Source organism: Streptomyces sp. NPDC001315 (assembly GCF_042896175.1).
GTDB lineage: Bacteria > Actinomycetota > Actinomycetes > Streptomycetales > Streptomycetaceae > Streptomyces.
Genome location: NZ_JBIAWZ010000002.1, coordinates 31,172 through 53,796, shown reverse-complemented (window position 1 = coordinate 53,796; position 22,625 = coordinate 31,172). Strand labels below are relative to the sequence as shown.

Below are 22,625 nucleotides of genomic sequence, written 5' to 3'. Positions count from 1 at the left end.
CGTGACCACCACGACCGACCTGGTGTCGTACGAGGACGCGCTGGCGTCGTACGACCCCGTCATGGGCCTCGAGGTCCACGTCGAACTCGGCACCAAGACCAAGATGTTCTGCGGGTGTTCCACGGAGCTGGGCGCCGAGCCCAACTCGCAGACCTGCCCGACCTGCCTCGGCATGCCCGGCTCGCTCCCGGTCGTCAACGCGACCGGCGTCGAGTCGGCCATCAAGATCGGTCTCGCGCTCAACTGCGAGATCGCCGAGTGGTGCCGCTTCGCCCGGAAGAACTACTTCTATCCGGACATGCCGAAGAACTTCCAGACCTCCCAGTACGACGAGCCGATCGCCTTCAACGGCTACCTCGACGTACAGCTGGAGGACGGCGAGACCTTCCGCGTGGAGATCGAGCGCGCCCACATGGAGGAGGACACCGGCAAGTCGACCCACGTCGGCGGCGCCACCGGCCGTATCCACGGCGCGTCCCACTCCCTGCTCGACTACAACCGCGCGGGCATCCCGCTCATCGAGATCGTCACCAAGCCGATCGAAGGTGCCGGCGAGCGTGCCCCCGAGGTCGCCCGGGCGTACGTCCGTGAGCTGCGCGAGGTCATCAAGGCGCTCGGCGTCTCCGAGGCCCGCATGGAGATGGGCCAGATGCGGTGCGACGTGAACCTGTCGCTGCGCCCGCACGGCCGCGAGAAGTTCGGCACGCGGAGCGAGACCAAGAACGTCAACTCGCTGCGGTCCGTCGAGCGCGCGGCCCGCTTCGAGATCCAGCGGCACGCGGCCGTGCTGAGCAGCGGCGGCACGATCATCCAGGAGACCCGCCACTTCCACGAGGACACCGGGTCGACGACCTCGGGCCGGGTGAAGGAGGAGGCCGAGGACTACCGGTACTTCCCGGAGCCGGACCTGGTGCCGATCGCCCCGTCCCGCGAGTGGGTCGAGGAGATCCGCTCCGGCCTGCCCGAGCTGCCGCTGGTCCGCCGCAACCGGCTCCGCGAGGAGTGGGGCATCTCGGCGACCGACATGCAGTCGATCCTCAACGCCGGTGCCCTGGACCCGATCGTCGCCACGATCGACGCCGGTGCCGACGCCGCCTCCGCCCGCAAGTGGTGGATGGGCGAACTCGCCCGCAGCGCCAACGAGTCGGGCACGACGCTCGACGAGCTGGCCATCACGCCGGAGCAGGTCGCCCGGGTGACGAAGCTGGTCGCCTCCGGTGATCTGAACGACAAGCTGGCGCGCCAGGTCATCGAGGGCGTCCTCGCGGGCGAGGGCACCCCGGACGAGGTCGTCGAGAAGCGCGGTCTGAAGGTCGTCTCCGACGAGGGCGCGCTGACCGCCGCCGTCGACGAGGCCATCGCCGGCAACCCGGGCGTCGCGGACAAGATCCGCGGCGGCAAGGTGGCCGCGGCCGGCGCCCTGGTCGGCGCGGTCATGAAGGCCACACGTGGCCAGGCCGACGCGGCCCGCGTCAAGGAGCTGATCCTGGAGAAGCTGGGCGTCAGCGAGGGCTGAGTCCCGCTCTCGTGAACCCTGGGGGGATGCATCGACACCGATGCATCCCCCCAGGCATGTGATCAGACGCGGCGGCCGACCACGCGTACGAAGCCGAGCGCGCGGCCTTCGTCGGCGCGCACCAGCTCGACCGACTCACGGGCCAGGCCGGCCATGAACTCGCTCGGGCTCTCCTCGGCGCACACCTCGCTCCACAGCAGCCAGTCCTTCCAGCCGTCGGGCTGCCAGTCGGCGGCCTCGACCTCCACGGCCCCGCTGCGGGTCCAGTGGCGCCGCCACCAGGCAGCGGAGTGGAAGGCCCAGAAGCCGGGGTCCCAGAACGGCTTCAAATGCTCCGGCGGCTCGGCGCCCGCCGGCTCCTCCCGCAGCGCGGGTACGACGACACCGATCCGCCCCCCGGGCTTGAGCAGCCGGGTCAGCGTGGGCAGATACAGGTCGTTGGTGCCGAAGTACTGGTACGCGTCGATGGAGACGATCGCGTCGAACGTGCCCTCGCCGAACGGCAGGTCGTGCGCCTCCGCGAACACGGGCAGCACCCGGTCGGCTACGCCCGCCGCGGCGATGCGCGCGGCGTTCTCCTCGGGCTTCACCCACAGATCGGCCGCGGTGACCTGGACGTCGTACTCCTTCGCGAGGAAGACGGAGGTCATGGCGCGACCGCACCCCAGGTCGAGGACGCGTGCGCCGGGGCGCAGGGTGTCCGGGCCGAGGGCGGGGGCCAGCCACTCCAGCAGCCACAGCGCGTGCGGGCCCATCTGGTTCTCGATGGTCCAGCGGACGTCGTAGCGACTGCTGCGCGGGTAGCGGACCCGGGTCAGGCGACTAGTGAGGGCGTCGGTCGAGGTGCTCTGAGTGATGTCGGGTGTGGTGTCGGACATCGGTGAACGGGCTCCTTGGGTCCTTGGAAGAAGGGATGGCGTCGGAGCTCGGTCGGACCTTCAAACAATGCACCTGCTCGGGTCGGCGGCGATGTGCCGGGAATTTCGGACGGCCGGGACGCTAGCAGCCGAGGACACTCCCCGCAGCCGGTTTTCTCAGCCGGAGGGACTACGCTCGCCCGCCATGAGTGGTCGTACTGATTCCGAGACGGATGCCGAAAGGGATGCCGACATAGCCGAGACGCACGACACGGACGACCGGACCGAGGACGCGCGGCGGGCCCGCTGGACGGCGGCCGGTACCGGAAGCCTGCTGACCCTGGCGGGCCTGGCCGCGGCACTGCTCCGTCGCACCGGTTCCGTTCCGGCTCTCGCCCCGGCGGCCTACGCCCTCGGCGCCGCCGTCTGCGCGCTCGCGGCGGTCCTGGGTTTTCGGGGACACACCCGGCGGGCCCTGTGGCTGTTGATCGCCGGAGTGATGGTGATGGCGGTCGGCGATCAATTCGACTGACGTCGTCCGAAGTGCCCGTCGGCGCGACAGAGTTCATAAAACTGTCCTGTGAGGCGCCCCCCAGTCATGTGAACAAGCCCACGAACGCGACAAACGATCAGTTAAGCCTGAAAGAGTGACGTCATATTGCTCATGTGTTCTTTGAGGGCTGTTCAGTTAATGGACGACTGTTCCCGGTCAAAGATCCACACATAGTCGTCCCGGGAGTACGTTCGTGGCAGCCCTTGCGCGCTGGTGTGTCCGACGCCGCCTCGTCGTCGTTGTGCTGTGGCTCCTGGCCTTCGGCGGGATGACGGCGGCAGCCGCCGTCACCGGCTCCGCGTACTCCAACGACTACGAGGTCCCCGGTACCGAGTCGGGCCGCGCCACCCAGCTGCTGAAGGACGGCTTTCCGGGCCTCGGCGGTGACAGCGACACGGTCATCTGGCACACCGGGTCCGGCACCGTCCGCGCCGCCGACGTCGAACAGACGATGACCCGCGTCCTGGAGAAGATCGCGGATCTGCCCGGGGTCGCCTCCGTGACCGGCCCGTACGGCGACGACCGGGGCGCGAGCCGGATCAGCGACGACGGCCGTACGGCGTACGCCACCGTCACCTTCGACGACCCGGCCGAGGAGATCACGAAGTCCGAGGCGCAGGCCGTGGTCGGCGCAGCCAAGGCGGCCGAGAGCGGCGGGCTCCAGGTGGAGCTGGGCGGCAGCGCCATCGCGCTCACCGAGTCGTCGGGCGCGCACCTCTCCGAGGTGGTCGGCGTGGTCGTGGCCGCGGTCGTGCTGTTCCTCGCCTTCGGCTCGCTCGCCGCCTCGCTGCTGCCCATCGCCACCGCCCTGGTGGGCGTGGGTACCGCGTACGCCGGGATCGTGCTGCTCGGACACACCATGACCGTCGCCGACTTCGCCCCCATGCTCGGCATGCTGATCGGTCTGGGCGTCGGCATCGACTACGCCCTGTTCATCGTCACCCGGCACCGGCGGGGTCTGAAACGTGGTCTGCCGGTCGCCGAGGCGGTCACCAACGCCGTCGCCACCACCGGACGTGCGGTCGTCTTCGCCGGCGCCACTGTCTGCATCGCCCTGCTGGGAATGCTGATCCTGCGGCTGAACTTCCTCAACGGCGTCGCGATAGCCGCCTCGCTCACCGTCGTGCTGACGGTCGCGGCCTCGGTGACCCTGCTGCCCGCCCTGCTGTCCTTCATCGGCATGCGTGCCCTCAGCCGCCGTGAGCGGCGCCGCCTGGTCGAACACGGGCCCGAGCCGGAACTGCCGACCGGGTTCGCCGCCCGCTGGTCGGCGTTCGTCGAGCGCCACCCCAAGCTGCTCGGCACCGTCGCCGTCGTCGTCATCGCCGTCCTCGCGCTGCCCACGTTCTCCCTGCGGCTGGGCACCTCCGACCAGGGCAACGACCCGAAGTCCACCACCACGCGCCAGGCGTACGACCTCCTCGCGGACGGCTTCGGCCCGGGCGTCAACGGCCCCCTCACCCTCGTCACCGGGGTCGGCGGAGCCGAGGACAGGCTCGCCCTCGACAACCTCGACACCACGCTGCGCACCGCCGAGGGCGTCGCGTCGGTGACGCCGGTGACGTACGACTCCCTCAGCCGCACCGCGTACTTCACCGTCGTCCCCGACTCCGCGCCGCAGTCGCGAAGCACCAGTGACCTCGTCGACCGGCTGCGCACCGAGGTACTGCCACGCGCCGAGGCGGGCACCTCCCTCGACGTGCGGGTCGGCGGGGTGACGGCCTCCTACGACGACTTCGCCGGCGTGATCATCGGCAAGCTGCCGCTGTTCGTCGGGGTCGTCATCGGGCTCGGCTGTGTACTGCTCCTGCTCGCCTTCCGCTCCCTCGGCATCCCGCTCAAGGCCGCCGTGATGAACGTGGCAGCCGTCGCCGCCGCCTTCGGCATCGTCGTCGCGGTCTTCCAGTGGGGCTGGGGCAGCGAACTGCTCGGCCTGGGCCGCGCCGGCCCGATCGAGCCCTTCCTCCCCGTGATCATGGTGTCGGTGCTCTTCGGCCTGTCGATGGACTACCAGGTCTTCCTGGTCAGCCGGATGTACGAGGAGTGGCTGGAGACCGGCGACAACCGCCGGGCCGTCCGCGTCGGCCTCGCCGAGACCAGCCGGGTGATCAACTCGGCCGCGGTCATCATGATCTCGGTCTTCCTCGCCTTCGTGCTCAGCGGCGACCGCGTGATCGCCATGTTCGGCATCGCGCTCGCCGCCGCCGTCGCCATCGACGCCTTCGTCCTGCGCACCCTGCTCGTGCCCGCCCTGATGCACCTGCTGGGCGGCGCCAACTGGTGGCTGCCCCGCTGGCTCGACCGCGGCCTGCCGCGCATCAGCATCGAACCGCCCGAGTGCCGAGCCGCCCATGAGAGGCTCGCGGACGTCACGGACGTACTGGAGAAGGGGCGGAAGCAGGATGTACGCGATATCGCTGGGTGACGACGGGGCCGAGCTGCGGCCGCTGGAGCCCTGGCACGCCGAGGAGTTCCTGGCTCATCTGGACCGGGGCAGGGACTTCATCGGGCAGTTCATCGCCTTCGGGTCGAAGGAGACGGACGTCGCGTCCGCGCGGGCCATGCTCGGCGTACGGCACGACCTCGAGGTGTGGTCCGTTCTCGCCCCCGAGTGGCGCGAGGCACGCGCGCGTACCGGTCACAACGATCATTAAGGGCGCTCTCAGACTCCGTCCGTACGGTGCAGGCATGGGAACGAAGACTGTTGACGAGACCGGTGCCGAGACGGGCGCCGAGGCGACGACCGACGAGGAGAAGGTGAACGTCACCAAGAACGACGCCCCGGACGAGGTGACCGAGACCGAGGCCGAGGACGGCGACGAGCTGTTCGAGGCGGACGCCGACGTGCAGGAGGAGGGCCCCTCCGGGGTCGGTCAGGGCGCTGGCGCCGTGGTCTCCGCCGGGCTCGGTGTCGTCTCGCTCACCGGCGGCTGGATCTCCACCGTGGCCGCCGCGCGCGAGACGCTCGTCGGCCAGCTCAAGACCTCGTCGACGGCGAGCGTCGCCACGCAGATCAAGGAGGTCTACGGCGACGCCTGGCACACCACCGCGCTGTGGGGCGGCCTGTTCGCGCTGGCCGCGTTGATCGTCGGCGTCGTGGTCCTCGCCCGGCCCGCCTTCGGAGCCCCCGGCAGGCCGCAGGCCCCGTGGATCAAGTCGGTCGCCTGGGCCGGTGTCTCGCTGGGCGTCATCGGCCTCCTCCTGGCTGTCCTCAAGTACACGGACGTCCTGCTCGGCCTGCCCCCCGCAAGCTGATCCGCGGGCCATCCCCGCAGGTCCCCCAGGGGTCTTAGGGCTGCCGTAGGGCACTTACGGCAGCCCTAAGGCCCCTTACGCACGTCTAAGGCCCCGCCGCCCGCGGAAGATGTGGAACTCTCCCGATGTGGCGGACTCCCCTGGGAGACGAAGGTTGAGACATCGCAGCGAGCGATGACACCAGCCCGACTCTCACCTCACAGGGGACACCATGTTCGAGTACGAACTCCAGCAGATGCGTTCCGCCGAGCGGATCCGCCAGGCCGAGCAGGAGCGGCTGGCCCGCGCCGTCGTCCGAGGCCGCCGCGCCGCCCGCCGCGAAGCCGCCGAACGGGCCACGGAGACCGAGTCGCATACCCACCGCCCCCGCCGGCACCGGCCGGCACGCGCCGCGTGAGCGGCGCCGGGGCGCCGGCGGACGGCGGCCCGCGGCAGGATGCCCCGGCCGGGGACATCGAGACGCGAGGGGACGGTCGTACGGGGGTCGGTCGGTCCGCTTCGGTCGGGTGTGCCGAGTGGGCTGTCCCGGCCGGGGGCGGCGGGGCGCGGGCGGACGGCGGTACGGGGGTCGGTCGTCGGCAGGGCCCGCTGGATCGCGGGGCACCGGCCGGGACCGCTCTCGCTCTTCCCACGACCGTTGGGGCGCTGTCGGACCACTGTGCGATGCTCGGCCCCGTGGAGAACAGGTCCGTCAGTCCCGTGTTCGTGGGGCGTGCCGAGGAGCTGGGCGCGCTGGACGACGCGCTCGCCCGTGCCGCCGCGGGCGAGCCGCAGGCGTTGCTGATCGGCGGTGAGGCCGGGGTCGGCAAGACCCGGCTCGTCGAGGAGTTCGCTACGGCCGCCTGCCACCGGGGGGCCGTCGTCGCGCTGGGCGGCTGTGTCGAGATCGGCGCCGACGGGCTGCCCTTCGCTCCGTTCTCCACCGCCCTGCGCGCCCTGCGCCGCGAACTGCCGGACGCACTGGCCGCCGCGGCCACCGGGCAGGAGGAGGAACTGGCCCGGCTGCTGCCGGAACTCGGCGAGAGCGGCTCCGGGCGGCACGACGAGGAGGGCATGGGCCGCCTCTTCGAACTCACCGCACGGCTGCTGGAGAGGGTCGCCGCCGACCGCACCGTCGTCGTCGCCCTGGAGGATCTGCACTGGGCCGACGCCTCGACCCGCCACCTCCTCGCCTACCTCTTCCGCACCCTGCGCACCGGCCGCCTCGTCGTTCTCGCCACCTACCGCGCCGACGACGTCCACCGCCGCCACCCGCTCAGGCCCCTGCTCGCCGAACTCGACCGGCTGCGCACCGTCCGCCGCCTCGAACTCGCCCGCTTCACCCGGGCGGAAGTCGGCCGTCAGATCGCCGGCATCCTCGCCACCGAACCGGACCCCGCCCAGGTCGACGACATCTTCGAACGTTCCGACGGCAACGCCTTCTTCGTCGAGGAACTCGCCGTCGCCGTCGGCGTCGGCTGCCGCACCGGCCTCACCGACTCCCTGCGCGACCTGCTCCTGGTCCGCGTCGAGAGCCTGCCGGAGAGCGCCCAGAACGTCGCCCGGATCGTCGCCGAGGGCGGCTCCACCGTCGAGTACCGGCTGCTCGCAGCCGTCGCCCGGCTCACCGAGGACGACCTCATCGAGGCGCTGCGCGCCGCCGTGAACGCCAACATCCTGCTCGCCACACCGGCCGGCGACGGCTACCGCTTCCGGCACTCCCTGGTCCGCGAGGCCGTCAGCGACGACCTGCTCCCCGGCGAACGCTCCCGCCTCAACCGCCGCTACGCCGAGGCCCTGGAGACCGACCCGACGCTCGTCCCCGCCGCCGAGCGCGTCATGCGCCTGGCCAGCTACTGGTACCACGCCCACGACCCGGCCAAGGCCCTGCCCGCCGTCCTCGACGCCTCCGTCACGGCCCGCCGCCGGCACGCCTACAGCGAGCAGCTGCGGCTGCTCGAACGCGCGATGGAACTGTGGGACGCCGCCCCCGAGGACATACGGGCCCGGCTGCGCCCCCTCGACTACACGACGGCCTACCCTCCCTACGACTGCGACCCCGCCTCCCCCAAGTTCTCGACTTCGCTCGAACCGGGAGGAGCCCCGTCCTCCCTGCGTTTCCTCGACCTGATGGCGGAGGCGGCTGTCGCCGGCCGCTTCTGCGGTGAACGCGAACGCGCCCTGAAGATCACCAAGCGGGCGCTGCGCCTGCTGGACGACGAGGACGATCCCCTGCGCACCGCCTGGTTCTGGGGCCAGCGCTCCCGTCTGGTGCAGGCACTGGCCCGCGGTGACGGCTGGGCGGAACTGTCCACCGCCCAGGAACTCGTGCGCGGTCTGCCGCCCTCGGAGGTGCACGCCGAGGTGCTGGGCAACGTGGCCGCCTGGCTGATGGCGCACGAGCCCGGACCCGAGGCCCTCTCGGCCGCCGAACGCGCCGTGGAGTACGCACGCATGGTGGGCGCCGGCGAGATCGAACTGAACGCCCGCCTCACCCTCGGCGGCCTCATGGTCGACGCCGGCGACCTCGACGCCGGACTCGCCCAGATGTACGAGGTCAAGGAGCGGGCGCTCGACCTCGGTATCGCGTACGTCGGTGGCCGCGCCTACGTGAACCTGCCCGCGAAGCTCGAGGCCGTCGGCCGCTCCCAGGAAGCCGTCTCGCTGCTCAAGGAGGGGGCCGACTACACCCGGAAGTTCGGCCTCGTGGACTCCGAGGGCTGGGTGTGGGGCAACCTCTCCGAATCGCTGTACTCGCTCGGCCGCTGGGACGCCGCCGCCGATACGGCGCAGAACGCGATACGGCGCGGACAGGACACCAGGCCGAAGAGCGCCGGAGCCCTCTGTCTGGCCGAACTCGCCCTGTCCCGGGGCGACCTGTCCGAAGCCGGACGCCGGTTGGCCGCGGCGAACGTACACTTCGGTTCCTGCGACGCCACACCCCAGCAGTCGATTCCGCTGGCCTGCGTCACCATCGGAGTCACCGCCGCCGAAGGCCGCCTCCTCGACGCCCGCGCCACGCTCGAGCGCACCCTCGACGCCGGCTTCTCACCCGGCACCCAGCGCTACGCCTGGCCCCTGCTGCTGGCCGCCGCCATCGCCGAGGCCGACGCCCGCACCCTGCCCGCCGCGCAGCAGGGTCGCCGGCAGGTCCTGGAGCGCATCCTGGAGTCGGTCAAGAACCTCACCACGGACGCACCTGTCTGGCTCGCCCACGAGAAGTGGGTCCGCGCCGAACTGCACCGAGCCGAGGGCCGGGACACCGCCGACACCTGGTCGGAGGTGGTCACCGCCTTCGAACCCCTGGAGCGCCCCTACGACCTCGCCCGCATCCGGCACCGGCTCGCCGAGGCCCTCCTCGGTACCGGCGGCGAGGACGAGCGCGCCCGCGCCACCGAGCTGCTCCGCCTGGCCCACGCCGTCGCCGAACGCCTCGGCGCCCGCAACCTCGCCGACGCCGTCACCCTGCTCGCCCGGCGTGCCCGCCTCTCCCTGCCCCGCGCCCCGGAGGGGACGACCGACCCCGCCGAAGCCCTCGGTCTCACCAGCCGGGAACGCGACGTTCTGCGCCTGGTCTCCCTCGGCCGCACCAATCGCCAGATAGCCGAGGAGCTCTTCATCTCCCCGAAGACGGCCAGCGTCCACGTCTCCAACATCCTGGGCAAGCTCGGCGTCTCGGGAAGGGGGGAGGCGGCGGCGGTGGCGCATCGGACGGGACTGTTCCCGCCCGAGCAGCCCGCCTCCGGGACGGCGGACATGGACCGTACGCTGTAGGGGACCGGCAGGAGGAGGACCTGTGTTCAACGCCTTCGAGGAACTCTTCGCACCAGGCCGCAAACACACCCGCGACGAGCAGAACCGGCTGGAGCTGACCCGGGAGGACACCGGGGACAGCGACCCCGGACGCGGGCCGATAGATCTGGCGTCCGGGAAGGTTGTCGTACGCCCGCCCCGGCCGTCGGCCGTAGAGGAGTCCGGCGAGTCGGGCGAGTCCGGGGAGTCCGACTCCGATGCGGAGGGGTGAGCGCCGTGCTCAGCTCACCTCCAGTTCCAGGATCCGGTCGTCGCCCTGCTTCGGGTGCCCTCGGCCGTCCGTGTTGCTCGTGACCAGCCACAGCTTGTCGCCGCCCGCCGACACCACGGTGCGCAGGCGGCCGTACTCGCCGGTGAGGAATGCCTGCGGGGCCGCCGATGCCTCCGTGCCCTTCAGCGGGATGCGCCACAGGCGCTGTCCCTTCAGGCCCGCCATCCAGATCGAGCCCTCGGCATAGGCGATGCCGCTGGGGGAGGCGTCGTCCGTGCGCCACTGGGCTATCGGGTTGCGGTACTTCGGGTCGGACGACTTGCCCTCGGCATTCGGCCAGCCGTAGTCGTCGCCCGGCTTGATCGCGTTCAGCTCGTCCCAGGTGTTCTGGCCGAACTCCGAGGCGAACAGGCGCTGTTTGGAATCCCAGGCCAGGCCCTGGACGTTCCGGTGACCGTACGAGTACACCGGGGAGTCGGGGAACGGGTTCCCCGGCGCCGGTGCGCCCTCCGGGGTCAGGCGGAGGATCTTGCCACCCAGGGACTTCTTGTCCTGGGACAGGCTGCCGTCACCGCTCTCGCCCGTGCCGACGTAGAGCAACCTGTCCGGGCCGAAGGCGATCCGGCCGCCGTTGTGGATCACGCCCTTGGGAATGCCCTTGAAGACGGTGTCGGGCGCGCCCAACTGCTCGCCTGCGGGCTTCTTGTCGTCGTACAGCATCCGGACGATGCGGTTGTCCGAGGCGGAGGTGAAGTACGCGTAGATCATGTGGTCCGAGGCGTAGTCCGGGGAGAGTGCGATGCCCAGGAGGCCGCCCTCGCCGGCCGGGGACACCCCCGGCACCTCGCCCAACTCCGTCTTCCTGCCGGTCTGCTCGTCGACCCGGGTGATCGTCCCCTCGTCCCGGGAGGAGACGAGCAGACCGCCGTCGGCGAGCGGGGCCAGGCCCCAGGGGGTCTTCAGGTCCTCGGTGACCGTGCGCACCACCTTCACCGAGCCCTTGGCGGGTGGGGTCGCCTCAGTCGCCTGCGTCGAAGGGGAGGACTGGGCGCTCGTACGACTTGGTGACGTGCTTCCTTCGCCGCTCGGTGAGCCTCCGCCGCCCGAGGAGCAGCCGGCCGTCCACAGAAGCGCGCCCGCGGCCAACACGGCCGTCACAGCTCGACGTTGCACGATCATGGTCCCTTCGACGCGGCGGGTTCTACTTGTCATACACCGCTCGCGCCTCACGGGTTCCCGATCAAGGCGACCGATGCGGGAACGAGTCCGTGAGCACTGGGTCCGTCCGTCCGCACACCCCTCAGTCCAAGGACCGCTCAGTCCCGAGGCCCCTCGGCCCAAGGACCGCTCAGTCCCAGGACCCCACCGCCCCCGGCAGCTCCGCCACCTCCGTCAGGTCCTGCGCCGTCAGGTGCAGTCCTGCCGCTGCCGCGTTCTCCGCCACCCAGCGCTCGTGCTTGGTCCCCGGCACCGGGACCACGTGGCGGCCCTGGGCCAGGACCCAGGCCAGGGCCACCTGGGCCGCCGTGACGTCCTCGCCGTGCCGTCGGGCCACCCGGCGCAGGCCGGCGATGATCGGCTGGTTCGCCGCCATCATCTCGGCGGTGAAGCGGGGGTGGCGGGCCCGCATGTCGTCCGGTTCGAAGCCCTCGCCGGGTGTCAGCGTGCCGGTCAGGAAGCCGTTGCCGAGGGGCATCGCCGCCAGGAAGCCGACGCCGCGCGCCTCGCACCACGGCAGCAGGGCTTCCAGGGCCTCCGGCGACCACACCGACAGCTCGGCCTCCACCGCGCTCACGGGGAAGACCTGCTGCACCCGCTGCAGCTGCCGGATCGTCGCGTCGTGCAGCCGAGCCCCGGACCGTCGGCCGCCCCGCGCGCCCACCGCGCACAGCCCGAGCGCCCGTACCTTCCCGGCCCGCACGAGCTCCGCCATCGCGCCCCAGGTCTCCTCGACAGGGACCTCGGGGTCGGCCCGGTGCAGCTGGTAGAGGTCGATCACGTCCGTCTGGAGGCGCCGCAGCGAGGCGTCGCACGCCCGCTTCACATAACCGGGGCGCCCGTTGGCCACGATGTGCTGCTCGCCCACCAGCAGGCCGACCTTCGTGGACACGAACGCGTCCTCGCGCCGCTCCTTCAACGCCCGCCCCACCAGGAGTTCGTTGGTGAACGGGCCGTACATGTCGGCGGTGTCCAGCAGCGTCGAGCCCAGGTCCAGGGCCCGGTGCACCGCCCTGAGAGACTCGTCGCCCCGCTGCCGCGACCCGCTGTACGCCCAGCTCATCGGCATGCACCCGAGTCCGACGGCCCCCATCGCGAGCGCCCCCGCGCCGATCGTCCTGCGCTCCACCTGCTCGTGAACCTCCCTCTCCTGCCCCCCAACCTAACCTCTGCCTCTCCGCCGCCCTGACATAGCCTCCTGACCATGAGTACTGACGTGTGGCTTCCCATCCCGCCGGACGAGATCGAGGGGCTTCCGCAGGGCCCCAACTACCTGTACTGGGACGGTGGCCCGGAGTTTCCCGCGGACCCGGCCGACTGCGCCTTCTACGTCGTGCCGTACATGAAACCCGGCGAGGTCGGCCTACGCCCTCTGCCGGAGATGACCTCCGTGGAAGTGGTCCAGACGCTGTCCGCCGGCACCGACAACGTGGAGCCCGGCCTCAAGTACCTGCGCCCCGGGGTGCGGTTGTGCAACGCGCGCGGTGTGCACGACGCGAGCACCGCCGAGCTCACGTTGGCCCTGATCCTCGCCTCGCTGCGGGGCATCCCCGACTTCGTACGGGCCCAGGACAAGGGCCAGTGGCTCGGTGGGTTCCGGCCGGCGCTCGCCGACAAGACCGTCCTCATCGTCGGCTACGGGGCCATCGGCGAGGCCATCGAGGACCGGCTCGTTCCGTTCGAGGTAGCGCGGGTGGCGCGCGTCGCGCGCTCCGAGCGCACCACAGCGCGCGGTCCAGTGCATCCGCTCACCGAACTGGCCTCCCTGCTCCCGGAGGCGGACGTCGTCATCCTCGCCACGCCCCTGACGGACAGCACCCGCGGCCTCGTCGACGGCGGCTTCCTGGCACGCATGAAGGACGGCGCGCTGCTGGTCAACGTCGCTCGCGGGCCCGTCGTCGACACCAAGGCCCTGCTCGCCGAGCTGGAGAGCGGCCGCATCACCGCAGCCCTGGACGTCGTGGACCCCGAACCGCTGCCCCAGGGGCACCCGTTGTGGCACGCGCCGGGCCTGCTGATCAGCCCGCATGTCGGCGGTCCGACGTCCGCGTTCCTGCCGCGCGCAAAGCGGCTGCTGGTGGACCAGTTGGGGCGTTTCGTGAACCGGGAGCCGCTGCGCCACGTGGTCCGTACGACGAGCGCAACAGACGTGTAATCCGATTCGAGTACCCTCCGCAGTCTTCCGGACGCAATGCGTGCTCGACGGTCACGGAGCGTAGAGACACTATGTCCCTGAGTGACGAGACTGGTGTATCGTCCCGAAAGGGGCTGCGCCGCGCACCATTCGGCGTCGGGGATGGACATTTCAGACTTGTGAGGGGGGCGACGGGCGATGCACGGCCTATGGACGAACGACCCGACGCGTCGGGGCCACCGGCGGCGGCCCTGGCGCGCGGCCGCGCGCAGACACGGTCATCACGGCGGTCATCACGGCCATCATCACCGCAGGCACAGCTGCCGCCGAAGGCACGCGCACCCAGCGCACCTGGACCCGCGGGACGCGGGAACGGCGCGGACCGGGAGGGCCCGGTGAGCTCGCCACCGCCTTCCGTGACCACCCTCGACGGAGCGCTGCGGGCACAGCCTCCGTCGCAGGCGCCGCTGTTCCGCCGGCCGGTCTCCGGCGGCGGATCGAGCCTGGTCCCCCAACTCGTACTGGCCCTGGTGTGCGCGGGATACGCCGTCGGTTCCGCGTTCGGCTGGGGCTCGAGCGAAGTCGCCCTGATCATGGGCGATTTCGGGCTGAGCGCCGCGGCGGCCACCGCCGCCGTGTCGTGCTACCTCTACGCGCACACCCGCCGCGTCCGCTTTCGATCCGCCTGGCTGCTGTTCACCCTCTCCTCGGCGATGGCGGCCCTGGGCAACGGCGTGTGGGGGTGGTACGAGGTCGTCCTGGAGCGGCCCGTGCCCAGCCCCAGCTACGCCGACCTGTTCTTCCTGTGCTTCGCGCCGCCCGCGATCGTGGGGCTGCTGGTGCTGGCCAAGCGGCCCGTGACGAAGGCGGGCTGGGTCTGCCTGGCGCTGGACGCCTGGTTGATCGGCGGCTCGCTGCTCACGCTGTCCTGGAGTCTCGCGCTCGCCCAGGCCGCGAAGTTCGACGGGCCGAGCGTGGCGCACACCGCACTGTCGCTGGCGTACCCGCTGCTCGACATCGCCCTGGTCAGCATGGTGCTCGCATTGCACTTCCGGCGTTCGGCGGTCAACCGCGCCGCGGTCAACACCGCGATCTGCGCGCTCGCCCTGACCGTGATGTGCGACGCCCTGTTCACCTCGCCGCTGCTGCACAACGACTACCACTCGGGCCAGCTGCTGGACGCCGGCTGGTTCGCCGGCTCGCTGCTCCTCGCGTACGCCCCCTGGGCCGCCTCCCGGCGGCAGGGGCCGACGGGCGACGAAGGGCACACGCGCGTGGTGCGCGAGCATCTGCCCGGGCAGCGCGCCGGCGGCCACCACCCCGGGCCGCCACAGGGTCCGCCACAGGAAGGCGACCGCAGCCGGTATCCGACCACCCGGCCCATCACCGGCTCGCTGGGCGCCCTCACGCCCTACCTCGCCGCCGCCGTCTGTCCCCTGGGCATCCTCTACAACGTTCTCAACGGACACAGTGTCGACCGCGTGGTGCTCCTCACCGGCGGCACGGTCGTGCTCGCCCTCGTGGTGCGCCAGGGCATCATGCTGCTCGACAACATCACCCTCACCCAGGAGCTGGCGCAGAAGGAGAACCACTTCCGCTCCCTGGTGCAAGGCTCCAGCGACGTCATCATGATCGCCGCGCCCAACGGCATCCTCCGGTACGTCTCCCCGGCCGCCGCCGGGGTCTATGGACGGCCCGCGGAGGATCTCGTCGGAACCGAACTGGCCGGTCTCATCCACCCGCAGGATCTGGGCTGTGTGGTGCACGAAGTGCGCCGCTTCCTCGCCGCCAGCCCCCTCGAGGAACCCACCACCCGCATCGAGTGCCGCTTCAGGTCCGGCGTCGGCGGCTGGCTGAACGTCGAGTCCACCGTCAATCGTCACCAGGGCGGACTGATCTTCAACAGCCGGGACGTGACCGAGCGGGTGCGGCTGCAGGCCCAGCTCCAGCACAACGCCGAGCACGACCCGCTCACCGACCTGCCCAATCGCGCGCTGTTCACCAAGCGGGTGCAGCAGGCGCTGTCCGGCCGTCGTTCCTCCGACCGGGGGGCCGCCCTCCGGGGCACGGCCGTTCTCTTCATCGACCTGGACGGCTTCAAGGCCGTCAACGACACGATCGGGCACCAGGCCGGGGACGAGCTGCTCGTCCAGGCCGCCCGCAGACTCCAGGACGCGGTCCGGCACGGGGACACGGCGTCCCGGCTGGGCGGCGACGAGTTCGCGGCCCTGATCGTCGGCGACGGCAGCCGTGACCGTACCGCTCGCGAAGGCAACATCCTGGAGCTCGCCGACCGCCTCAGGGTCACGCTCTCGCAGCCGTACGTGATCGACGGCAACGACGTCCGGGTCGCCGCGTCCATCGGCGTCGCCTTCGCCGAACCGGGCCTGGGCGCGGGCGAGCTGCTGCGCAACGCCGACCTCGCCATGTACCGCGCCAAGGCGGGCGGCAAGGGCCGGGTCGAGCTGTACAAGCCACAGATGCAGCAGGACGTCGTACGCAAGGCGGAGCTGGCCACACGGCTGCGTGCCGCGCTGCACGACGGCGAGTTCGCGCTGCTGCACCAGCCCGTGGTCTGCCTGGAGGACGGACGGATCACCTCGGTCACCGCCCAGGCCCGCTGGCGCTCCTCCCAGGGCGTGCTCTTCACGCCCGCCGAGTTCCTGCGGGTGGCGGAGGACAGCGACAAGACCGCCGAGCTGGGCCGCTGGGTGCTGGAGGAGGCCGTCGAACAGGCCGCCGAGCGCGCCGCGACCGGCCTGGCCGTGCCCGTTGTCGTACGGGTGGGCGCCCGCCGGCTCCTCGACCGGCCGATGCCGCTCGGCTCCGTGGAGGCCCTGCTGACCCGGCACGGGCTGCCGTCGGGATCTCTGGTGATAGAGCTGGCCGACGCCGAGCCCAGGGTGTCGCTGGACGAGCTGGAGCGCCGCCTGGGCGCCCTGCGGCGGCTCGGCGTCCGGATCGCCCTGGACGGCTTCGGCAGCGGCTATGCGGCCATCACGGCGCTCAGGAGGCTGCCTGTCGACGTACTGAAGCTCGACCGTTCGCTCGTCGAAGGGGTCGTGGAGTCCGCGCGGCTGCACAAGATCACCAGTGGGCTGCTGCGTATCGCCAACGACCTCGGGCTGCAGTCCGTGGCCGACGGTGTGGACCTGCCGGAGCAGGTGGTCGCCCTGCGCGCGATGGGCTGCACCCATGGCCAGGGCATGGCGTTCTCCGGCCCGCTGGATGAGCACCGGCTGCGCCGGGCGCTCGGCTCCGGCCGCTTTCCGGTGCCGCACGGACCGGCCGAACCGGCGTTCGCGGGCGGCGGTGCGGGGGTGTACACAGGTGGTGTGCCCGCTGTCCTCGGAGGCGGAACGGCCCTCCGCTCACATAATGAGACTCCCGTCCCACCCACTTGACACTGGGTGCGTGCCGGGGGGAGGGTCAGTGCCATGCGCACCCGAATTCTCGTACTTGGACAGCGCGTCGGCTGAGCTGGGACCCACCGGAGGAGGATCCGGAATCCCCAGCGACCTCACCGGCGCGCTCCCCTCGCTTGCCTTTCGGCACGAGGGGTTTTTTGTTGCACAGGCACCTGGCGGACAACCGCCGCACACCGCACGAACTTCGCAAAAACCCTCAGCATCGAGAAGAGAATGCCGATGACCGAGCAGGCCACCGGGGCCCACCATCCGCAGCCGCGGCCCCGATCCGGAGGACAGCAGTCCGCGCCCGTCGAGCACGTCACGGGTGCGAAGTCCCTCATCCGCTCTCTCGAGGAGGTCGGGGCCGACACGGTATTCGGCATTCCCGGCGGTGCGATCCTTCCCGCCTACGACCCGTTGATGGACTCGACCCGGGTGCGTCACGTCCTGGTCCGGCACGAGCAGGGCGCCGGCCACGCGGCCACGGGTTATGCACAGGCCACCGGCAAGGTGGGCGTGTGCATGGCCACTTCGGGCCCGGGTGCGACCAACCTGGTGACGCCGATCGCGGACGCCCACATGGACTCGGTGCCGCTGGTCGCGATCACCGGCCAGGTCGCCTCCAAGGCGATCGGCACGGACGCCTTCCAGGAGGCGGACATCGTCGGCATCACGATGCCGATCACCAAGCACAACTTCCTGGTGACCAAGGCCGAGGACATCCCGCGGGTCATCGCGCAGGCGTTCCACATCGCCTCCACCGGCCGGCCGGGTCCCGTCCTGGTCGACATCGCCAAGGACGCCCTGCAGGCGCAGACCACGTTCTCCTGGCCGCCGGTGATGGACCTGCCCGGCTACCGTCCGGTGACCAAGCCGCACGCCAAGCAGATCCGCGAGGCGGCCAAGCTGATCACCAGCGCCAAGCGGCCTGTCCTCTACGTCGGCGGCGGGGTGCTGAAGGCACACGCCACCGCCGAGCTGAAGGTCCTCGCCGAACTCACCGGAGCGCCCGTCACCACCACCCTGATGGCGCTCGGCGCGTTCCCCGACAGCCACCCGCTGCACGTGGGAATGCCGGGCATGCACGGTGCGGTCACCGCCGTCACCGCGCTGCAGAAGGCCGACCTGATCGTCGCCCTCGGAGCCCGCTTCGACGACCGTGTCACCGGCAAGCTGGACAGCTTCGCCCCGCACGCCAAGATCGTCCACGCCGACGTCGACCCGGCCGAGATCGGCAAGAACCGCGCCGCCGACGTGCCGATCGTCGGTGACGCCCGCGAGGTCATCGCGGACCTGGTCCAGGCGGTGCAGAAAGAGCACAGCGAGGGCCAGAAGGGCGACTACACCGCGTGGTGGAAGGACCTCAACCGCTGGCGGGAGAACTACCCGCTCGGCTATGACCAGCCCGAGGACGGCTCGCTCTCCCCGCAGCAGGTCATCCAGCGCATCGGTCAGCTCGCTCCGGAGGGCACGATCTTCGCGGCGGGCGTGGGCCAGCACCAGATGTGGGCCGCGCACTACATCGAGTACGAGAAGCCCGCGACCTGGCTGAACTCCGGCGGTGCCGGCACGATGGGCTACGCGGTCCCGGCCGCGATGGGCGCCAAGGCCGGCCGGCCGGAGCAGGCCGTCTGGGCGATCGACGGCGACGGCTGCTTCCAGATGACCAATCAGGAGCTCACGACCTGCGCCCTGAACAACATCCCGATCAAGGTCGCCATCATCAACAACGGCGCCCTGGGGATGGTCCGGCAGTGGCAGACCCTCTTCTACAACCAGCGCTACTCCAACACCGTGCTGCACTCCGGCCCCGGGGCAACCGGCAAGGAGCCGAGTGCCGGCACCCGCGTCCCCGACTTCGTGAAGCTGTCGGAGGCGATGGGCTGCTACGCGATCCGCTGTGAGTCCCCGGAGGACCTCGACAAGGTCATCGAGGAGGCGAACTCGATCAACGACCGCCCGGTCGTCGTGGACTTCATCGTCCACGAGGACGCGATGGTGTGGCCGATGGTCGCCGCCGGTACCTCCAACGACGAGATCATGGCCGCCCGGGACGTCCGCCCGGACTTCGGCGACAACGAAGACGACTGAGCGAGAGAGACCACACAGAAATGTCCAAGCACACGCTCTCCGTCCTGGTCGAGAACACGCCCGGCATCCTCGCCCGGATCGCCGCGCTGTTCTCCCGCCGCGGCTTCAACATCGACTCGCTCGCCGTCGGCGTCACCGAGCACCCCGACATCTCCCGTATCACCATCGTGGTGCAGGTCGAGGACCTGCCGCTCGAGCAGGTCACGAAGCAGCTCAACAAGCTCGTCAACGTGTTGAAGATCGTCGAGCTGGAGCCGGGTTCGGCCGTTCAGCGCGAACTCGTTCTGGTGAAGGTGCGCGCCGACAACGAGACGCGCTCCCAGATCGTCGAGATCGTCCAGCTGTTCCGCGCCAAGACCGTCGACGTCTCCCCGGAGGCCGTCACCATCGAGGCCACCGGCAGCAGCGACAAGCTGTCGGCCATGCTCAAGATGCTGGAGCCGTACGGCATCAAGGAGCTCGTCCAGTCCGGCACGATCGCGATCGGCCGCGGTGCCCGTTCGATCACGGACCGGTCGCTGCGCGCGCTGGACCGATCTGCGTAAGTCTGGGTAGGGGCGGCCGGCGGTCGTCGGCCGCCCGTATACCGAGATCCCAAAACTTCCTTTCCCCCCACCGTCATACGGTGGGAAGCACACCTGCACACCAAGGAGAGAACCCAAAGTGGCCGAGCTGTTCTACGACGCTGACGCCGACCTGTCCATCATCCAGGGCCGCAAGGTCGCGGTCATCGGATACGGCAGCCAGGGCCACGCGCACGCCCTGTCGCTGCGTGACTCGGGTGTCGACGTCCGGGTGGGTCTGCACGAGGGCTCCAAGTCCAAGGCGAAGGCCGAGGAGGAGGGCCTGCGCGTGGTGTCCCCGGCGGAGGCCGCCGCCGAGGCCGACGTCATCATGATCCTCATCCCGGACCCGATCCAGGCCCAGGTCTACGAGGAGTCCATCGCCCCGAACCTGGAGGACGGCGACGCGCTGTTCTTCGCCCACGGCTTCAACATCCGCTTCGGCTTCATCAAGCCCCCGGCCGGTGTCGACGTCGCCCTGGTCGCCCCGAAGGGCCCGGGCCACCTGGTCCGCCGTCAGTACGTGGAGGGCCGTGGCGTCCCGGCGATCGCCGGAGTCGAGCAGGACGCCACCGGCAACGCGTTCCCGCTGGCGCTGTCGTACGCGAAGGGCATCGGTGGCACGCGCGCCGGCGTCATCAAGACGACGTTCACCGAGGAGACCGAGACCGACCTGTTCGGTGAGCAGGCCGTCCTGTGCGGTGGCACCTCCGCCCTGGTCAAGGCCGGTTTCGAGACCCTGGTCGAGGCTGGCTACCAGCCGGAGATCGCCTACTTCGAGTGCCTGCACGAGCTGAAGCTGATCGTGGACCTCATGTACGAGGGCGGCCTGGAGAAGATGCGCTGGTCGATCTCCGAGACCGCCGAGTGGGGCGACTACGTCACGGGCCCGCGCATCATCACCGACGCCACCAAGGCCGAGATGAAGAAGGTCCTCGCCGAGATCCAGGACGGCACGTTCGCCAGCAACTGGATGGACGAGTACCACGGCGGTCTGAAGAAGTACAACGAGTACAAGACGCAGGACTCCGAGCACCTGCTGGAGACCACCGGCAAGCAGCTGCGCAAGCTGATGAGCTGGGTCGACGAGGAGGCGTAAGCCTCCTGGCCGAGGGGCCGGGGCAGGACGCTCCGGCCCCTTCGGCAAACCACGGGTAACACCAGGGAATAGGCTGTTGTCCAACCCGTCCAGCCACGGACGGGTGATCCTTCCGCAGAGGCGCAAGAGGACTCGCGCCGCGCCACTAGACTTCTGCACTACATACGCGTCAGGCCCACAGCGTCGTGCGTCTTCCACGCGGCCAGTACCCTCCTCCGCCTGCGGCCGTCGGGACGGCCGTCCGCACGCATTGGACTTGTGAGGACTCACGTGAGCTCGAAACCTGTCGTACTCATCGCTGAAGAGCTGTCGCCCGCGACCGTGGAGGCGCTTGGCCCGGACTTCGAGATCCGGCACTGCAACGGAGCGGACCGAGCCGAACTGCTCCCGGCCATCGCCGACGTCGACGCGATCCTGATCCGCTCGGCCACCAAGGTCGACGCCGAGGCGATCGCCGCCGCGAAGAAGCTGAAGGTCGTCGCACGAGCCGGCGTCGGCCTGGACAACGTCGACGTCTCCGCCGCCACCAAGGCCGGCGTGATGGTCGTCAACGCCCCCACCTCGAACATCGTGACCGCCGCCGAGCTGGCCTGCGGTCTCATCCTCGCCACCGCACGCCACATTCCGCAGGCCAACGCCGCGCTGAAGAACGGCGAGTGGAAGCGCAGCAAGTACACGGGCGTCGAGCTCGCCGAGAAGACCCTGGGTGTCGTGGGTCTGGGGCGGATCGGCGCTCTCGTCGCCCAGCGCATGTCCGGCTTCGGCATGAAGGTCGTCGCCTACGACCCCTACGTGCAGCCCGCGCGCGCCGCCCAGATGGGCGTCAAGGTCCTGTCGCTGGACGAGCTGCTCGAGGTCGCCGACTTCATCACCGTCCACCTGCCCAAGACCCCAGAGACGGTCGGTCTGATCGGCGATGAGGCGCTGCGCAAGGTCAAGCCGAGCGTGCGCATCGTCAACGCCGCGCGCGGTGGCATCGTCGACGAGGAGGCGCTGTACTCCGCCCTCAAGGAGGGCCGGGTCGCCGGTGCCGGTCTCGACGTGTACGCGAAGGAGCCCTGCACGGACTCCCCGCTGTTCGAGTTCGACCAGGTCGTGGCCACCCCGCACCTCGGCGCGTCGACCGACGAGGCGCAGGAGAAGGCGGGCATCGCGGTCGCCCGGTCCGTGCGTCTCGCCCTCGCCGGAGAGCTCGTGCCGGACGCGGTGAACGTCCAGGGCGGTGTCATCGCCGAGGACGTCAAGCCGGGTCTGCCGCTCGCCGAGCGCCTCGGCCGCATCTTCACCGCGCTCGCCGGTGAGGTCGCGGTCCGTCTCGACGTCGAGGTGTACGGCGAGATCACCCAGCACGACGTGAAGGTGCTGGAGCTGTCGGCGCTCAAGGGCGTCTTCGAGGACGTCGTCGACGAGACGGTCTCCTACGTGAACGCCCCGCTGTTCGCCCAGGAGCGCGGTGTCGAGGTGCGGCTGACCACCAGCTCCGAGTCGCCCGACCACCGCAACGTCGTCACCGTGCGCGGCACGCTCGGCAACGGCGAGGAGGTCTCGGTCTCCGGCACGCTGGCCGGCCCGAAGCACCTCCAGAAGATCGTCGCGGTCGGCGAGTACGACGTCGACCTCGCGCTCGCCGACCACATGGTGGTGCTGCGCTACGAGGACCGTCCGGGCGTCGTCGGCACGGTCGGCCGCATCCTCGGCGAGGCCGGGATCAACATCGCCGGCATGCAGGTCTCCCGTGCGGTGGCCGGTGGCGAGGCGCTGGCGGTGCTGACCGTGGACGACACGGTGTCCTCCGGGGTGCTCGGTGAGGTCGCGGCGGAGATCGGCGCGACGTCGGCTCGATCGGTCAACCTCGTCTGAGGCTGCCGTCGCCTGGGGGCTGCCGCCCCCAGGCCCCCGCTTCGGCCTGAACGGCCGCATGCTCGA

General features: G+C 70.7%; 17 protein-coding genes. 14 read left to right on the top strand and 3 right to left on the bottom strand.

Annotated elements, in window-relative coordinates; genetic code table 11:
- Position 1: 1 nt before the first annotated feature.
- Positions 2–1,516 (top strand): Asp-tRNA(Asn)/Glu-tRNA(Gln) amidotransferase subunit GatB, encoded by a 1,515-nt coding sequence (gene gatB, locus ACFY16_RS07395; protein ID WP_390646157.1) that lies wholly within the window; start codon positions 2–4, stop codon positions 1,514–1,516.
- Positions 1,517–1,578: 62 nt separating this feature from the next.
- Here the strand turns inward: gatB and ACFY16_RS07390 are convergent, their stop codons facing one another.
- On the bottom strand, positions 1,579–2,394 hold the full coding sequence (locus tag ACFY16_RS07390; protein ID WP_390646156.1) for an SAM-dependent methyltransferase: 816 nt from the start codon (positions 2,392–2,394) through the stop codon (positions 1,579–1,581).
- A gap of 184 nt (positions 2,395–2,578) precedes the next feature.
- Here ACFY16_RS07390 and ACFY16_RS07385 point away from each other — a divergent pair, with 184 nt between their 5' ends.
- From ACFY16_RS07385 to ACFY16_RS07355, 7 genes are all read left to right on the top strand, one after another.
- Entirely contained in the window at positions 2,579–2,905 is a 327-nt protein-coding gene (locus tag ACFY16_RS07385) for a hypothetical protein (protein WP_390646155.1), read from the top strand.
- A gap of 214 nt (positions 2,906–3,119) precedes the next feature.
- On the top strand, positions 3,120–5,351 hold the full coding sequence (locus tag ACFY16_RS07380) for an MMPL family transporter (RefSeq protein ID WP_390646154.1): 2,232 nt from the start codon (positions 3,120–3,122) through the stop codon (positions 5,349–5,351).
- A complete protein-coding gene (locus tag ACFY16_RS07375) occupies positions 5,329–5,580 on the top strand; it encodes a hypothetical protein (protein ID WP_390646153.1) in 252 nt (83 codons plus the stop codon). Before ACFY16_RS07380 ends, ACFY16_RS07375 begins: the two co-directional genes overlap by 23 nt.
- A gap of 34 nt (positions 5,581–5,614) precedes the next feature.
- Entirely contained in the window at positions 5,615–6,181 is a 567-nt protein-coding gene (locus tag ACFY16_RS07370) for a hypothetical protein (protein ID WP_390646152.1), read from the top strand.
- Positions 6,182–6,392: 211 nt separating this feature from the next.
- Complete coding sequence (locus ACFY16_RS07365) at positions 6,393–6,578, top strand: hypothetical protein (protein WP_390646151.1); 186 nt, start codon at positions 6,393–6,395, stop codon at positions 6,576–6,578.
- A 266-nt stretch (positions 6,579–6,844) separates the two neighbouring features.
- A complete protein-coding gene (locus ACFY16_RS07360) occupies positions 6,845–9,934 on the top strand; it encodes an AAA family ATPase (protein WP_390646150.1) in 3,090 nt (1,029 codons plus the stop codon).
- Positions 9,935–9,956: 22 nt separating this feature from the next.
- Entirely contained in the window at positions 9,957–10,184 is a 228-nt protein-coding gene (locus ACFY16_RS07355) for a DUF6191 domain-containing protein (RefSeq protein WP_390646149.1), read from the top strand.
- A gap of 9 nt (positions 10,185–10,193) precedes the next feature.
- Here the strand turns inward: ACFY16_RS07355 and ACFY16_RS07350 are convergent, their stop codons facing one another.
- Positions 10,194–11,363 carry a PQQ-dependent sugar dehydrogenase gene (locus ACFY16_RS07350; protein WP_390646148.1) on the bottom strand — a complete coding sequence of 390 codons (1,170 nt, stop codon included), beginning with the start codon at positions 11,361–11,363 and terminating at the stop codon, positions 10,194–10,196.
- A 169-nt stretch (positions 11,364–11,532) separates the two neighbouring features.
- A complete protein-coding gene (locus ACFY16_RS07345) occupies positions 11,533–12,531 on the bottom strand; it encodes an aldo/keto reductase (protein ID WP_390646147.1) in 999 nt (332 codons plus the stop codon).
- 75 nt (positions 12,532–12,606) lie between these two features.
- Between ACFY16_RS07345 and ACFY16_RS07340 the strand changes: the two genes are divergently transcribed.
- From ACFY16_RS07340 to serA, 6 genes are all read left to right on the top strand, one after another.
- Positions 12,607–13,557, top strand: coding sequence for a 2-hydroxyacid dehydrogenase (locus ACFY16_RS07340; protein ID WP_390646146.1), 951 nt, complete (start codon positions 12,607–12,609; stop codon positions 13,555–13,557).
- Positions 13,558–13,931: 374 nt separating this feature from the next.
- Positions 13,932–16,940, top strand: coding sequence for a putative bifunctional diguanylate cyclase/phosphodiesterase (locus tag ACFY16_RS07335; protein WP_390646145.1), 3,009 nt, complete (start codon positions 13,932–13,934; stop codon positions 16,938–16,940).
- A gap of 243 nt (positions 16,941–17,183) precedes the next feature.
- A complete protein-coding gene (locus ACFY16_RS07330; protein ID WP_390646144.1) occupies positions 17,184–19,037 on the top strand; it encodes an acetolactate synthase large subunit in 1,854 nt (617 codons plus the stop codon).
- A 20-nt stretch (positions 19,038–19,057) separates the two neighbouring features.
- On the top strand, positions 19,058–19,582 hold the full coding sequence (gene ilvN / locus ACFY16_RS07325) for an acetolactate synthase small subunit (RefSeq protein WP_390646143.1): 525 nt from the start codon (positions 19,058–19,060) through the stop codon (positions 19,580–19,582).
- A gap of 118 nt (positions 19,583–19,700) precedes the next feature.
- The gene (ilvC, locus tag ACFY16_RS07320) at positions 19,701–20,699 is read left to right on the top strand and encodes a ketol-acid reductoisomerase (protein WP_390646142.1); all 999 of its coding nucleotides are present in this window, start codon (positions 19,701–19,703) and stop codon (positions 20,697–20,699) included.
- A gap of 270 nt (positions 20,700–20,969) precedes the next feature.
- The gene (serA, locus tag ACFY16_RS07315; protein ID WP_390646141.1) at positions 20,970–22,559 is read left to right on the top strand and encodes a phosphoglycerate dehydrogenase; all 1,590 of its coding nucleotides are present in this window, start codon (positions 20,970–20,972) and stop codon (positions 22,557–22,559) included.
- Positions 22,560–22,625 lie beyond the last annotated feature (66 nt).

What these genes read in the sequence shown, in the direction of transcription:
- ACFY16_RS07365 (WP_390646151.1), top strand. Translation starts at nt 6,393, where the DNA reads ATGTTCGAGTACGAACTCCAGCAGATGCGTTCCGCCGAGCGGATCCGC.
- ACFY16_RS07370 (WP_390646152.1), top strand. Translation starts at nt 5,615, where the DNA reads ATGGGAACGAAGACTGTTGACGAGACCGGTGCCGAGACGGGCGCCGAG.
- ACFY16_RS07360 (WP_390646150.1), top strand. Translation starts at nt 6,845, where the DNA reads ATGCTCGGCCCCGTGGAGAACAGGTCCGTCAGTCCCGTGTTCGTGGGG.
- ACFY16_RS07375 (WP_390646153.1), top strand. Translation starts at nt 5,329, where the DNA reads ATGTACGCGATATCGCTGGGTGACGACGGGGCCGAGCTGCGGCCGCTG.
- ACFY16_RS07390 (WP_390646156.1), bottom strand. Translation starts at nt 2,394, where the DNA reads ATGTCCGACACCACACCCGACATCACTCAGAGCACCTCGACCGACGCC.
- ACFY16_RS07330 (WP_390646144.1), top strand. Translation starts at nt 17,184, where the DNA reads ATGACCGAGCAGGCCACCGGGGCCCACCATCCGCAGCCGCGGCCCCGA.
- ACFY16_RS07340 (WP_390646146.1), top strand. Translation starts at nt 12,607, where the DNA reads ATGAGTACTGACGTGTGGCTTCCCATCCCGCCGGACGAGATCGAGGGG.
- ilvN (WP_390646143.1), top strand. Translation starts at nt 19,058, where the DNA reads ATGTCCAAGCACACGCTCTCCGTCCTGGTCGAGAACACGCCCGGCATC.
- ACFY16_RS07385 (WP_390646155.1), top strand. Translation starts at nt 2,579, where the DNA reads ATGAGTGGTCGTACTGATTCCGAGACGGATGCCGAAAGGGATGCCGAC.
- ACFY16_RS07350 (WP_390646148.1), bottom strand. Translation starts at nt 11,363, where the DNA reads ATGATCGTGCAACGTCGAGCTGTGACGGCCGTGTTGGCCGCGGGCGCG.